Annotated in this window: 13 protein-coding genes and 1 pseudogene; 7 read left to right on the forward strand and 7 right to left on the reverse strand. The window is 64.0% G+C overall.

All coding sequences use genetic code 11. From position 1 onward, the window contains the following. From Q7J39_RS08575 to Q7J39_RS08585, 3 genes are all read right to left on the reverse strand, one after another. A partial coding sequence (locus Q7J39_RS08575; RefSeq protein WP_304822904.1) for a transposase occupies window positions 1-451 on the reverse strand: 451 nt, incomplete at its 3' end. A 480-nt stretch (window positions 452-931) separates the two neighbouring features. Further along, window positions 932-1300, reverse strand: a complete 369-nt coding sequence (locus tag Q7J39_RS08580; RefSeq protein ID WP_304822907.1) for a globin — start codon at window positions 1298-1300, stop codon at window positions 932-934. Between the two features lie 24 nt (window positions 1301-1324). Next, the gene (locus Q7J39_RS08585; protein WP_304822910.1) at window positions 1325-2611 is read right to left on the reverse strand and encodes a cytochrome P450; all 1287 of its coding nucleotides are present in this window, start codon (window positions 2609-2611) and stop codon (window positions 1325-1327) included. A 170-nt stretch (window positions 2612-2781) separates the two neighbouring features. Between Q7J39_RS08585 and Q7J39_RS08590 the strand changes: the two genes are divergently transcribed. The 3 genes and pseudogenes from Q7J39_RS08590 to Q7J39_RS08600 all read left to right on the forward strand — a co-directional run. Further along, window positions 2782-3387 carry a TetR/AcrR family transcriptional regulator gene (locus Q7J39_RS08590; protein WP_304822914.1) on the forward strand — a complete coding sequence of 202 codons (606 nt, stop codon included), beginning with the start codon at window positions 2782-2784 and terminating at the stop codon, window positions 3385-3387. Between the two features lie 376 nt (window positions 3388-3763). Beyond that, complete coding sequence (locus tag Q7J39_RS08595; protein WP_304822917.1) at window positions 3764-4249, forward strand: hypothetical protein; 486 nt, start codon at window positions 3764-3766, stop codon at window positions 4247-4249. An 89-nt stretch (window positions 4250-4338) separates the two neighbouring features. Beyond that, window positions 4339-5118 (forward strand): annotated as a pseudogene (locus Q7J39_RS08600) (IS5 family transposase); the annotation flags it as partial. A gap of 182 nt (window positions 5119-5300) precedes the next feature. Here Q7J39_RS08600 and Q7J39_RS08605 read toward each other — a convergent pair. The 4 genes from Q7J39_RS08605 to Q7J39_RS08620 all read right to left on the reverse strand — a co-directional run bounded on the left by Q7J39_RS08605 (window position 5301) and on the right by Q7J39_RS08620 (window position 8717). Further along, window positions 5301-6569 carry a cytochrome P450 gene (locus tag Q7J39_RS08605; protein ID WP_304822920.1) on the reverse strand — a complete coding sequence of 423 codons (1269 nt, stop codon included), beginning with the start codon at window positions 6567-6569 and terminating at the stop codon, window positions 5301-5303. Between the two features lie 250 nt (window positions 6570-6819). Continuing rightward, window positions 6820-7635 carry an IS5 family transposase gene (locus tag Q7J39_RS08610; protein WP_304822923.1) on the reverse strand — a complete coding sequence of 272 codons (816 nt, stop codon included), beginning with the start codon at window positions 7633-7635 and terminating at the stop codon, window positions 6820-6822. A gap of 79 nt (window positions 7636-7714) precedes the next feature. After that, entirely contained in the window at window positions 7715-8065 is a 351-nt protein-coding gene (locus Q7J39_RS08615; protein ID WP_304822943.1) for a DUF2141 domain-containing protein, read from the reverse strand. Window positions 8066-8237: 172 nt separating this feature from the next. Further along, window positions 8238-8717, reverse strand: a complete 480-nt coding sequence (locus tag Q7J39_RS08620) for a universal stress protein (protein WP_304822926.1) — start codon at window positions 8715-8717, stop codon at window positions 8238-8240. 185 nt (window positions 8718-8902) lie between these two features. Here Q7J39_RS08620 and Q7J39_RS08625 point away from each other — a divergent pair, with 185 nt between their 5' ends. Genes Q7J39_RS08625 through Q7J39_RS08640 form a run of 4 tightly spaced genes read left to right on the forward strand, consistent with a single transcriptional unit; the run spans window position 8903 to window position 12684 of the window. Further along, window positions 8903-9331: a MarR family transcriptional regulator gene (locus tag Q7J39_RS08625; protein ID WP_304822929.1), complete on the forward strand. Its 429-nt coding sequence runs from the start codon at window positions 8903-8905 to the stop codon at window positions 9329-9331. Further along, a complete protein-coding gene (locus Q7J39_RS08630; protein ID WP_304822933.1) occupies window positions 9328-10458 on the forward strand; it encodes an HlyD family secretion protein in 1131 nt (376 codons plus the stop codon). Before Q7J39_RS08625 ends, Q7J39_RS08630 begins: the two co-directional genes overlap by 4 nt. 25 nt (window positions 10459-10483) lie before the next feature. Continuing rightward, window positions 10484-12058, forward strand: coding sequence for a DHA2 family efflux MFS transporter permease subunit (locus Q7J39_RS08635; protein WP_304822937.1), 1575 nt, complete (start codon window positions 10484-10486; stop codon window positions 12056-12058). A gap of 17 nt (window positions 12059-12075) precedes the next feature. After that, a complete protein-coding gene (locus tag Q7J39_RS08640; RefSeq protein ID WP_304822940.1) occupies window positions 12076-12684 on the forward strand; it encodes a TetR/AcrR family transcriptional regulator in 609 nt (202 codons plus the stop codon). Window positions 12685-12835: the final 151 nt, after the last annotated feature.

Consider the following 12835-nt stretch of genomic DNA (forward strand, 5'->3'; position numbering starts at 1 on the left):
TGACCGCCTTGAACTTGCTGCCGTCGATCGCCACCACAGCCTTGGTGAACAGGTCCAGCCGGCGGCAAAGCTCGATAAACTGCCCGCAGGCCGCCCGGATCGCCACGCCATTGTCCCGGCGGAAATCGGCGATGGTCTTGAAATCCGGCGCCAGCCGTCCCGTCAGCCACATCAACTCGATGTTGCGCTGGGCTTCGCGCTCGAGCCGCCGGCTCGACTGGACGCGGTTGAGGTAGCCGTAGAGGTAGATCTTCAGCAGGGTCGAGGGGTGATAGGCGGGACGACCCGTCGCCGCCGGCCGCACGCCGTCAAAACCAAGCGCCGCCAGGTCCAACTCATCAATGAACGCCTCGACCACCCGAACCGGATTGTCCTCGGTCACGTAATCGTCCAGCGAAGCCGGCAACAGGAACGACTGCCGCCGATCCTCACCCTCAACGAAACGCCCCATCACCGGCCCTCCGAAAGCCAGTCGATTCTAACTAAGTTCGGGGCGTTTTCACACAGCCTGGACCCGGAGAGACCCATCAGCCGATTCACCCGTTGGGTGCTCCATCCTCGCACTTCCAATTCGACCATAACTCACTGATATTTATGACTGATTCGGCGCGGAAGTACAAGAAAAAGCGCTCTCATCCGGGAAATCCGGGTTAACCCCGCCAGCTCGAGGAAGTCCCTTCCCCACACGGTCGATCAGACCGCCGCGGTGGCCGCCGCCTACCCTCGATGCGCCTCGACCCGGAACCGGCGAAGGGTGGGCCGACGGATCAGGTGGGGCTGGAGATTGAACGCGTTAGATCGGGGCGCGGGTGGCGAGGAACCTCTGGGCCGAGCGCTGGGACCTGAACTTTTGCTGCTTCCGTTCTCGTCGGATCGCCAAGTACGAGTCTCTGCCCGATTGTTCTCACGTGACCCGTTCAGGGGGCGCGACTTAGAGATCCAGGTCCGCCAGGGTGCGGCGCCACGCGTCCGCGATGGCGAACGACCAGTCCGCGCCGCAGACCTCCTGCACAATTTCGGCGACGATGCCGAAGAAAGTGGCGAACCCCTCCGGGGGCACATCATACCCGGCGTGGGTCACCACCTCGGTCCGGACCAGGTGATCGGCGAACTGGCGCGCCCGGATGAAGTCGAGGATCGACTCGAAGGTCCGCATCAGCATCTCACCCTTGATGGTGTGGTGCGTATCGCGCCAGAACAACGCCTTCATATCCGGCTCGCATTCAAAGAGGCATGCATAGACGATTGGCGTCAGGCCCCCGCCCCACGCAGCGGCGATCTCAAGACTCTTTTCGATCACCTCGGCGTCGGGTCACGTGCGCCGTCAGTTCCGATAGGGAATGACCACCGGTAGGCTCTCATAGCCATGCACGAAGGCTGACCAGTTCAGGACGGGATCGCCGACGACCTTGATCTCTGGGAAGCGCTTGAGGATCTCTTCCCAGATGATGGTCAGCTGCATCTCAGCCACGCGATTGCCGACGCAGCGGTGAATGCCAAAGCCGAAGGACATATGCTGGCGGGGCCGTTCGCGATCGATGATGAAGGCGTTGGGGGCTTCGATCATCTCCTCATCGCGATTGCCCGAGATGTACCACATGACCACCCGCTCTCCCTTCTTGATGGTCTTGCCGCCCAGCTCGACATCACGCGTCGCCACCCTGCTCATGTGAGCCAGGGGGGTCTGCCAGCGGATGGTCTCGGAGATCATCGGCAGGATCAGGTCCGGGTTGGCGCGCAGCTTGGCGTACTGATCCGGGTTCTTGTTGAGGGCGAAGACGCTGCCAGAAATGGTGTTGCGCGTGGTGTCGTTGCCGCCGACGATCAGCAGGATGACATTGCCCTGATAGGTCTCCATGGCCATGTTCCGGGTGGCCGGATTGTGCGCCAGCATCGAGATCAGGTCGTTGCCGGGCTCGGCGTTCACCCGCTGGTTCCACAGCTCCTGGAAGGCGCCGAAGCACTCGAATATCGCCGCGCCCTTCTGCTCCCAGCTTTCCACCGGCCCGTGACCCGGCATGTTCATGACCATGTCCGACCACCAGGTCAGCTTGCGGCGCTGTTCGAACGGGAAGTCGAACAGGCTGGCCAAGGTCATGGCCGTCAGTTCCTTCGAGACCAGGTCGACCCAGTCGAATTCCTTGCCGATCGGCAAGGAGTCGAGGATCAGTCCGGCTCGTTCGCGCACCTGCGGGGACAGCGCCTGCAGGTTGCTGGGCGCCAGGGTGGGGCTGACCGCCTTACGCGCCGGGCTATGATCGGGTTCGTCCATGCTGATGAAGCCAGCGTTGCCGCGCCGGCGCTGCCCCATGATCTTCTCCTGCTCCTTGACCGCCTCGAGGTTGGCCAGGCCGATGCCCTCGGCCGAGGAGAAGGCCTCATGGTCGGTGTCCACGGCCATGATGTCGTTCCACTTGGTGACCGACCAATAGGGGCCGTACTCGCTTTCGGGCGTGAAGTGGACGGGATCCTCGCGGCGCAAGCGCTCGAACACCGGCCAGATCGTGTCGTTGGCGAACCGGTCCACCCGGGCGGGGTTCAGCGCCTCCAGGGGCGTTGCAGCGACTTCGGCGGCCGCGTCAACGGCCGAGATCTTGACGGCGATATTCATCGCTGGCTCTCCCAGTTCGAGCGTCGCTGTCTGACAGCCTCCCGGGGCGCGTCGGCTGTGGGGACAGCGCGGGGCAGGTTGATCGCAAGGCGCAGCTATGTCAACACGCATTGACTTATCTCTTGCCGACGGACTTGATCGTTAGTCCAAGCTCTGGAATCTCTGCGCCGATGAGTGACGCCACCACCCTCGCCCGTGCGCCGGCCGAACCGCGCAAACGCGATGCGGAGGCCACGCGCGCGGCCATACTGAACGCTGCTAAGGGACATTTTGCGCGCCTGGGCTACGATTGCGCCGTGCTGCGCCACATCGCCCAGGACGCCGGCGTCGATGTCGCGCTGGTCAAACGCTATTTCGGCGGCAAGGAAGCCTTGTTCGTGGAGGCGTTGAAGGCCTCGTTTCTCGCAGACGGCATGCGCGCGTGGGATCGTGCGACCTTCGCCCAAGAGATCGCGATCACGCTGGCGGACAGCCCTCACGTTGACGAGGAGCGGACCCATCGGTTCCAGTTTCTGCTCCGCGCCGCCACGTCGCCTACCACGGCGCCACTCCTGAATGTCCTTATTCAAGACCGTTTTCTTGAGCCGATCCGCGCCTGGCTTGGCGGGGCCGACGCCGACGCGCGCGCGCGGGTGCTTGCGGCGAGCTACATCGGTTTTCTGGTCGAGCGGTTGGTCCGAGGCGAGGCGCTTGAGGGCCGTGAGCGGAGGGTCTTCATCGACCGGGTGAGCGCCATCTTCGCAGGCTTGATGACGGTTTCCGACGGACCGCCATAGAGGCCTCCCCGATCAGATAAGGAGGCCCCGAAATCAGAAAAAGTCGAGCCCGTTTATCCCGGTTGGAACTCTCCATTCCAACCGGGATGGGTGCTAATGCTGGCTCTTGCGCATTCCACTGATCATGGGCGCCTATTCCAGGCGATGGCGGGCGCCGGTTCCACGCGATCGGCGAAATCCAGCATCGAGACCTCCATTGCGAATTTCAATCCAAGCCGGCCATGTATTCCGATGCGAAGTCGGCCGTGGTTCCGATTTGAAGCCGGCCAACAGGCCGGGCGTTTTCCGGGCGCTTGTTCGGGTCAGCAACTGAGGCAAGAGCCTTTCCCGCGCAACAGGATGGAGGGGCTCGATGCCGGCCAGGAGACTGCTGACCATGCGGCAAATTCGGCGCGCTCTGCGCCTACATCACGATGGCGCGGCGACGCGCGATATCGGCCGGGTGCTGGGGGTCGCCCGCAGCACGGTTCAGGACGCGCTCAAAGGGGCGGCGGCGGCGAACCTGCCGTGGCCGCTGCCGGAGGATCTGACCGACGAGGCTCTGGAAGCGCGGCTCTTTGCGCGGGCGGGGGTCGTGAGTGGGGCTCGCCGGCGTCCGGAGCCGGACTGGGGCTTGCTGGTGAGGGAGCTGAAGCGGCCCGGCGTCAACATGACGATCCTCTGGGAGGAGTATCGGCAGGTCTGGCCTGACGGCTATGGCTACTCGCGCTTCTGCGACCTGCTGCGCGGCTTTGAGCAGCGGCTGTCGCCGGTGATGCGGCAACATCACGTGGCCGGCGACAAGGTGTTTGTCGACTACTCGGGCAAGCGGCTGGGGATCACTGACCCGGCGACCGGCTTGGTGCTGTCAATGCCGCGGTAAAAGTCCCCAGAAGGGCCGGAGTAAAATTCCCCAGTTTCGCCGGTCAGTCCGTTGTGGCGGCGTAGCTGGATTTAGGCGGACGGCCTCGAGGCCTGGGGGTCGATGACGCGGCCTGGGACCAGACGACCTTCGGCAAGAACCGCGACCGGCTGCTGGCCGGCGACGTGGCGCACAAGTTCCTGGCCGCCGTTCTGGCCCACCCGAAGGTCAAACGGCTGCTGTCCACCGACCACTTCAGCGTCGACGGCACGCTGATCGAGGCCTGGGCGTCGATGAAGAGCTTCCGACCGAAGGACGGCTCCGGGGCGCAATGGCGGGGCCGACTTCCACGGCCAGGCCCGCAGCAACGACACCCATGCCAGCACCACCGATCCGGACGCCCGGCTCTATCGCAAGGGGCCGGGCCAGGAAGTCAGGCTCTGCTTCATGGGCCCTGCCCTGATGGAGAACCGCGACGGCCTGGTGGTGGACGCCTGCCTGACCCGGGCCGACGGCCACGCCGAGCGCATCGCCGCCCTGCACATGATCGAGCCACGCGCCGAGCGGCCGGAGCGCATCACGCTCGGCGCCGACAAGGGCTATGACGTGGAGCACTTCGTCAATGAACTGCGCAGCCTCAACATCGCCCCGCACGTGGCGGCCAAGGTGAAGGGCTCGGCCATCGACGGGCGCACCACCCGCCACGCCGGCTACAAGCTGAGCCAAGTCATCCGAAAGCGCATCGAGGAGGTGTTCGGCTGGGCCAAGTCCGCCGCCGGCCTGCGCAAGCCCCGACACCGAGGGCTCGGCCGCGTCGGATGGCAGTTCACCTTCACCCTGGCCGCCTACACCTGATCCGACTGCCAAGGCTCCTGGCGCAGGCCTCATGATCGCCAAACCAGGCCCGCAGTCCGTTTCGCACGCCCCTCGGCGCACCGCCCAGCGCCCAACCGCCGGGCAAAATGTCCCTCAAATCCCCGGATCAGCCGGAACAGCCTGCGCCGATCATCCGGCTTTTCCTCAGCCTGCTAGGTGGTCGTTGACTGAAGATCGTTCGCGCACCGCCAGGCTTTCAATCGCGATGCGGGATGACAACTTGCATCGCCTCATATCCCTTGATGAAGGCCGAGGGCACGCGCCTGGGCTCTTCCATGACCTTGATCTCAGGAAACCGCGGCAGGAGTTCTTCCCAGAGTATGCGCAACTGCAGTTCGGCCAGGCGGTTGCCGACGCAGCGGTGGATGCCGAAGCCGAAGGACAGGTGTTGGCGGGGCCGCTCGCGGTCGATGATGTAGGCGTTCGGGTTCTCGATCACCTCATCGTCCCGGTTGCCGGACGCGTACCACATGACGACCTTGTCGCCCTTCCGGATCGTCTTGCCGCCTAGCTCGATGTCGCGCGCGGCGGTTCGGCGCATGTGGGAGAGCGGGGTCTGCCAGCGAATTGTCTCGGAGACCATTGACGGGATCAGGGCCGGATTATCCCGCAGCTTGCGGTGCTGGTCCGGATTCTGGTTCATCGCCAGAACCGAGCCGGTCATGGAGTTGCGGGTGGTGTCGTTGCCGCCGACAATCAAGAGGATCAGATTCCCGAGATACTCCATGCGGTCCATGTTCCGCGTCGCCTCGCCGTGGGCCAGCATGGAGATCAGGTCACCCTTCGGCGGCGCGTTCACGCGCTCGTTCCAGAGGCGGGTAAAGTAGTCCACACACCCGAACAGCTCCTCCTTGCGCTGTTCCTCTCCGCGGCCCGCTTCAAAAAGCGGGGAGTCGTTGTCCGCAGTGGCGACGTCCGACCAGCGGGTGAGCTTTCGGCGGTCCTCCCAGGGGAAGTCGAACAGGGTGGCCAGCATCTGGGTGGTCAGCTCGATTGACACCCGATCCACCCAGTCGAAGGGTTCGCCGATGGGAAGGGCGTCGAGGGTCTTGCCGATGCGCTCGCGGATTAGGGGTTCAAGAACATGCAGATTGGCGGGCGAGACGATGGGGCTGACCGTCTTGCGCTGGACGTCGTGTTTGGGCGGGTCCATCGCGATGAACATCGGAAGATTGAAGTCTTCCTTGGGGTCGACAATGGTGATCGAAGGCTCTGAGGAAAACGCCTCATGGTCGGTGTCGACCGACATGATGTCGTTGTACTTGGTCACCGACCAGAACGCGCCGTCCTCGTGATGCTCCGCCGGGTGAAGATGGACAGGGTCCTCCGTCCGCAGGCGTTCGAAGTACGGCCAGATGGTGTCGGTTCGCCAAAGCTCGATGTCGGTGACGTTGATGTCCCCCAACGGCATGGCATATGCCTTGGCGCGGGCTTCGGCCTTCAGATCGATCAAACCATCATCCATTGGCGTTTCCCTAGTTGCACATTTTCAGTAACCGTGAAAATGACGTATGCGTCAACTTCATTCGGTGCGTCTCGCAAGTCAGTTGTAGGCGACAAATGTAGGCGACAAAAAACCCAGTTGCCTGACGCCGGAGAAGCTTAATGCGCTCAATGCCGATCTGTTCAAGGCGCTCGAAGCCTATGTCGCCGACTTGGAGGCTGTGAGGTGGCGCCGGAAATTCGGACAGTTGGCTAAGAGTCTGAACTCACGATCAAGGGTTTGCGATCCTGCGGGTCATGAGCTGGACCGATGCCATGAGCAGCCAGGCGGTCGAGCTCTCGATGGTCCTCTCGAAGTCCTTGGCCAGGCGGCGGTTTCGCCCGAGCCAAGCGAAGGTGCGTTCCACGACCCATCGCCGGGGCAGCAGTACGAAGCCCTTGGCGGTGTCGGATCGTTTGATGATCTCGATCACCCAGTCACCGCGTCCGGCCATGGCGTCACGCAGCTTGTCGCCGGCATAGCCCCCATCGGCGAAGACGTGGCGCAGCCAGGGGAAGCTGGCGCGGATCGAGGTCAGGACATCGGGTGCGCCGTCACTATCCTGGATATCGGCCGTATGAACGAGCGCGGCGACCACGAAGCCGCCGGTGTCAGTGAGGATGTGACGATTGCGGCCTTTGATCTTCTTACCCGCGTCATAGCCACAAGGGCCGCCGCTTTCCGTAGTTTTGACACTCTGGCTGTCGATCACCCCGGCGCTGGGCGAGGCCTGGCGCCCCGTCGCCTCCCGGCAGGCCATCAGCAGCAGGTGATTGATCGAGGCCCAAAGACCGCGGTCGCGCCAAGCGTAGAAATACCGCTGAACCGTCGTCATCGGCGGGAAGTCCCGGGACAGCCAGGGCTGCCCGCTGCGCAAAACATACAGAAGGGCGTTGGTGATCGTCCGCAACGAGCACTTCGCCGGCCGCCCCAGGTGAGACCGCGCCGGGATCAGCGGTTCTAGAACCGCCCATTCCCCATCCGTCAGGTCGCTTGAATACCGCAAGCCCTTTCGGGCATGCTTGCGCCGGGTGGTTTCGGTCCACATGTCAAATTCCGTTGATGGCTCGCACCTTCAACAGAATCACAAGTATCTGAAATCACCCATCTTCATTTCGGGTCAGCCTCTAAGAGCCGCCATATCGCATCCGGATCGAGAGGCTGCTGGCGCCCTCGTGCTTGAAGCGGACGCTTCCGAAGGACGGCAACCCCGAGCGTGCGGGCGCGTCGTTCGAGAACCCGTAGCCTTCCTTGGGAAGGCCGAGCGCCGTGCGGTCGAAGCCGCCGTCACCGTCCTCGTCATGGTACACGACAACCGCATAGGCCCCCTTCGGTAGCCAAAAGCACGCACGGGGCTTGAGGCTTGAAACGGGCACGCGCGTCCGCACAAGCTTCCCGCCTCTTGCCATGAAGCGGCGCCGGGTGTCAGGATATATGGTGATCGTCACCTGTCCTTGGAGGTTTCGCACACCGTTCACCTGGACCGCCAATCTCGGTTTCCTTGGCCCGGCGTCTCAGGCGCACCTCGCTTCCGCAAACGGAGGGGTGGCGTAGGCGAGCGCCACAATGCCAAAGGCAAGCGCAACCAACCGCGGCCACGCCAAGAGCGGCGCGATTGCTCGCCGGTTGCTCTCGGTCGTGGGGACATGCTCAACCTGGCTCACCGAAACCCCCGCCTGACTCGACGAGCGCTTCGTCCGAGACCACGTGCCTGGCGATCAACATGCTGCAATTGATGTGGTCCATCAGGTAGGCGCCGTTGCTTCCAGCCCACCATCGATCGAGCCAACTGCGGTGCCGGTGGCCGACGACCAGAAGGTCCGCCGCCACGTGCGCCACGAAAGCGGCGATCTCGACTGCGGGCTCGCCCGTCCGCAACTCGGCAATTGGTTCGAGACCAAGTTCCCGCAGCCGTGCGACCCCCTGTTCGAGCACGTCGCGATACGTGTCTTGCTCGTAGGCGATTGCGCCCGCGTACACGCCTTCGGCCAGCCGTATGCCGGGGGTTTCCGCCACCACCGACAAAAGGAAAACCTCAGCCTGAACGGCCTTGGCCAGGACGGCTCCTTCGCGCAAAGCCGTGCGGCCTTCCGCAGTCCCGTCGTAGGCAAGAACAATACGGCGGTACATAGCCTGAAGCCCCGGTCCAAATCTCACCCGCGAGGTGACGCCGCCCTGGCCGATGGGCGCATCCGCTAGAATACATTTCGCACGCTAACAGTTAGTGTGCTACCTGTCAACACGCAGAAAAGGGATTGCGGCAAACTCGATAGGATGCTCATTATTAGCTCAATATCGACATGGATTTGTACTCGATGACCGCCAGACACGCCTTTGGACAGGCGGCGAACCTGATGAGCCGTCGTTGGCGGGCGCGCCTGGACGAGCGGCTTAAGGACACGGGCCTGTCACAGGCGCGGTGGCTGGCGTTGTTTGAACTTTCAAGTTCGGACGGAGGGCTGACGCAGCGGGATTTGGCGGATCGGCTCGGAATCGAGGCGCCGACGATCGTGCGCCAGTTGGATGATCTTGAAAGGCGCGGCCTGATTGCGCGGCGGGAGGCGCCGAATGATCGGCGAGCCAAACGCGTCACCCTCACCGCCGCGGCCGAGCCGGTCCTCGATCACATCACGAGCATTGCGGCCACGCTTCGCGACGAGTTGCTGGCGGATATTTCTGACGCCGATCTCGCCACCTCTCTGTCCGTCTTGGGACGAGTCAACCGGCGTTTGGAACAAAGATGAGCGCGGCGGATGACAACTTCGCCGCGAGCGTGAAAAGCATTCGCATCAGGCGAAAACCCTCGCGGCGCCTGCTTCTCGTCGCCGCCGTGATCGTGGCCCTCATTGCGGCCGGCGCGGTTTGGCTGCACGCGAGGGCCGGCCGGGTGTCGACCAATGACGCCCGCATTGCCGCAGATGTCATTGCGGTTTCCAGCGAGGCGGCCGGCAGGATTGTTCAGCTCGATGTCAAAGCCGGGGACCAAGTCGAGAGGGGTCAGATTCTGGTCCGCATAGAACCCCGCGACGCTCAATATAGCTTGGCGGAGATCGACGCCAACATCGCCAACCTGCGCGCGCAGCGCGCGCAGTTGTTGGCCCAGCAAAGCTTGGTGCGCAACACCGTCGGCAATCAAACTGGGGTGTCCTCCGCGACCGTCGACAGCGCCCAGGCCGACTATCTGACCAAGCAGGCTGAGCTGACCGTGGCAAGAGCCGCCTTTCAGCGCACCGAAATCCTCTATGGGAAAGGGCTGGTCGCCAAGAGCCGGTTCGAGGAGGATCAGGCGCGGTTTCGGGCCGCCGAGCAAACCGCCGTCCGCGCCCGCGCCGCGATCTCCGGCGCGAAGGCGGGCGCCGAGGTCACCCAGACGGGCCTCCAGCAGGTGCAGGTGATCGCCGAGCAGATTGCGGGCGTCGACGCCCAGATCGACGCGCTGGCTGCGCGGCGTGAACAGCAACGGCTCGATCTCGGACGGCGACAGATCGTGGCGGCCTTCGATGGGGTCATCGATCAGACCGTTGTCGATCCGGGCGAGTACGTCTCGCCGGGCTCGCGCATCCTGCTCTATCACGACCCGCATACCGTCTGGGTCGATGTGAACGTCAAGGAGACGGAGTTCCGTAAACTGAAGGTTGGCGCGCCGGCCAAGGTGAAGGTGGACGCCTATCCCGGCCGCACGTTCGCGGCGAAGGTTCAGCGCCTGGGGGGCGCCGCTACGAGCCAGTTCGCGCTACTGCCCAACCCCAATCCGAGCGGCAACTTCACCAAGGTCACCCAACGGCTGCCCGTGAGGCTGGCGATCACCCAACAGCAGAATCTCCTCCGGCCGGGGATGATGGCCGAGGTCACGATCGATGCCACAGACTGAGGCCCTCTTCGCGCGCTATGGGTCGATGTACCGCTGGCTCGCGACGGCGGCGGCCATGGTCTCGGCGATCGCGGTGGTGCTGTCATCCACCATCGTCAACGTGGCTGTTCCGGCGATCATGGGGCAGTTCGGCATCGATCAGACCCGGGTGCAGTGGCTCGCCACCGGCTTTCTCGCCGCGATGACGGTCACCATGCTGCTCTCTGCCTGGTGCGAACGCACCTTCGGTCAGCGGCAAACCATGATGGTGGCCCTGGGCGTGTTCCTGTTCGGATCGGTCCTCGGCGGGCTGGCGCCGGATGATACGGTGCTCATAGTCTCCCGGGTGATCCAGGGCGCTGCAGCGGGCGTCATCCAGCCGCTGGCGATGGTCGTGATGTTCCAGGTGTTTCCCCCCGACAAGCGCGGCGCGGCCATGGGCATCTTCGGGATCGGCGTGGTGCTCGCCCCGGCGCTGGGTCCGTGGGTCGGCGGACTGCTGATGGATAGCTTCGACTGGCGGTTCCTTTTCTATTTGGGGATTCCGTTCGGCCTGGGTGGCATCACGCTGGCGCACCTCTTCCTGCCCGATCGCGATCCTGCGGCCGCGAAGGCCCGACTGGACTGGCCGGCCCTGGTGTGGCTCAGCGTGGCCCTGCTCGCGTTGCTGGAAACCATGTCCAGTGGCCAGCGCCAGGGCTGGGCCTCCACGCCCGTCCTCGCGGGGTTTGCGATCACGGTGACCTGTGCGGCGGCCTTCCTCTTCCGCGAAAGTCGGATTCCGCATCCGCTGCTCGACCTGCGGGTGTTCGCCAGTCCCCCCTTCGCTGCGGCCGCGGCGGTCAGCTTTGTGCTGGGGGCCGGCCTGTACGGCACGACCTATCTGCTCCCGGTCTTCGTCCAGCAGATTCAAAACTTCACCCCAACCCAAGCGGGTCTGCTGCTGATGCCGGCCGGCTTCGTCCTGGTCATCGTCTTTCCCGCCGCAGGCATGATGAGCGACCGGCTGTCGCCAGGATTGCTGATCGGGGCGGGCATGGCGATCTTTGCCTATTCCTCGTGGCTTACGGCCCACGTGAGCGCCGACACGGCCTTCTGGACGCTCGCCTGGTGGACGGTGATTGGCCGCATTGGCATGGGCTTTGTGTTCCCCTCCCTGAGTTCTGCAGCTCTCAAGGTGCTGCCGCTGGAACTGTTATCCCAGGGCTCTGGCTCAATGAACTTCACCCGGCAACTGGGCGGAGCGCTTGGCACGGGTATTCTGGGCGTGATCATTGAGCGGCGAACCGCGTTCCACGGCGACGCCCTCGCCGCGACCCAGACGTCGGATAATTCAGCTACAGGCAGCTATCTCATGGAAGCCGCGCGCACCGTTCAGGCGCTGGGACTTGGGCCTCTGGAGCAACTCCCGGCCGCCGGCTGGCTGCTGGGGCAAGGGGTGTACTACCAGGCGGCGGCCGCCGCCTATCGAGACGGATTCCTGATCACGGCCATGGTCTTCGCCGCGGCCCTGGCGCCGACGTGGGTCTTGCATCGCGCTTTGAGCCGCGTCGCGGGGCGATCCCTGACAGGATCCCGTTCGGCTTCGGCGGCCGAGGCCTCGCGGGCGACGAAGGGATGAGCCGGGTTGCGGGCTCCATGAGCGGCGCCAAGCGCGAGGCAATCCTCTCGGCGGCCGTCGATCTCATGAGCCGGCTGGGCCCGCAGGTGTCGCTCGGCCGGATCGCCCGCGAGGCCTCCGTCTCCAAGCAGACCGTCTATAACCACTTTCGCACGAAATCCGGGCTGATCGATGCATTGGTCGACAGCCGCGTCAGTGAGTTGGGTGACCCACGGCTCGAAATGGACAGCGACGCAAGTCCTGAGGACCACCTCACATCATACGCCCTAGCTTTGCTGCAGAGACTTTCTCAGCCGGCCTATGGGAGGTTACTGCGGGCGATCTTTTTCACAATCCAGCACGATCCGGAAGCGGCCCGACGGATTTATGGCGCCACCGCGGCGCGGGCGCGGGAACAGATTGCGGCCTATTTTCGCTCGCAGTGTGCGCAAGGACGTCTCAGCGTTGATAACCCGGATGTGGCGGCGGAGCTCTTCCACACCGCGGTCGTATCGAATGCGCAAATGATGCTCTTGGCGGGCATTTTCGATCCGACGAACCTTGAGTGTCATGCCAAAGCCTGCGCAAGGCTTTTCACCAAAGCGTACATTCCGCCAGGCAATTCGCCTTGCCAGATCGTGGGGTGACGCGCGCCCCGATCGTGTCCCACCACGTGGTGTAACTGCGGGGCGCTGATCACCGCGCTCTCCGGCTGGGCCGGATCGATCAGGTTGCCATGATAGGCAAGCTGACGGCGGGATCATCGCTCAGCGGCGCGATGGTTTCCAGGGTCATGTA

The organism is Phenylobacterium sp. (assembly GCF_030651185.1).
Taxonomy (GTDB): domain Bacteria; phylum Pseudomonadota; class Alphaproteobacteria; order Caulobacterales; family Caulobacteraceae; genus Phenylobacterium.

What these genes read in the sequence shown, in the direction of transcription:
- Q7J39_RS08620 (WP_304822926.1), bottom strand. Translation starts at nt 8,717, where the DNA reads ATGTACCGCCGTATTGTTCTTGCCTACGACGGGACTGCGGAAGGCCGC.
- Q7J39_RS08625 (WP_304822929.1), top strand. Translation starts at nt 8,903, where the DNA reads ATGACCGCCAGACACGCCTTTGGACAGGCGGCGAACCTGATGAGCCGT.
- Q7J39_RS08630 (WP_304822933.1), top strand. Translation starts at nt 9,328, where the DNA reads ATGAGCGCGGCGGATGACAACTTCGCCGCGAGCGTGAAAAGCATTCGC.
- Q7J39_RS08590 (WP_304822914.1), top strand. Translation starts at nt 2,782, where the DNA reads ATGAGTGACGCCACCACCCTCGCCCGTGCGCCGGCCGAACCGCGCAAA.
- Q7J39_RS08635 (WP_304822937.1), top strand. Translation starts at nt 10,484, where the DNA reads ATGTACCGCTGGCTCGCGACGGCGGCGGCCATGGTCTCGGCGATCGCG.
- Q7J39_RS08605 (WP_304822920.1), bottom strand. Translation starts at nt 6,569, where the DNA reads ATGGATGATGGTTTGATCGATCTGAAGGCCGAAGCCCGCGCCAAGGCA.
- Q7J39_RS08610 (WP_304822923.1), bottom strand. Translation starts at nt 7,635, where the DNA reads ATGTGGACCGAAACCACCCGGCGCAAGCATGCCCGAAAGGGCTTGCGG.
- Q7J39_RS08595 (WP_304822917.1), top strand. Translation starts at nt 3,764, where the DNA reads ATGCGGCAAATTCGGCGCGCTCTGCGCCTACATCACGATGGCGCGGCG.
- Q7J39_RS08640 (WP_304822940.1), top strand. Translation starts at nt 12,076, where the DNA reads ATGAGCGGCGCCAAGCGCGAGGCAATCCTCTCGGCGGCCGTCGATCTC.
- Q7J39_RS08585 (WP_304822910.1), bottom strand. Translation starts at nt 2,611, where the DNA reads ATGAATATCGCCGTCAAGATCTCGGCCGTTGACGCGGCCGCCGAAGTC.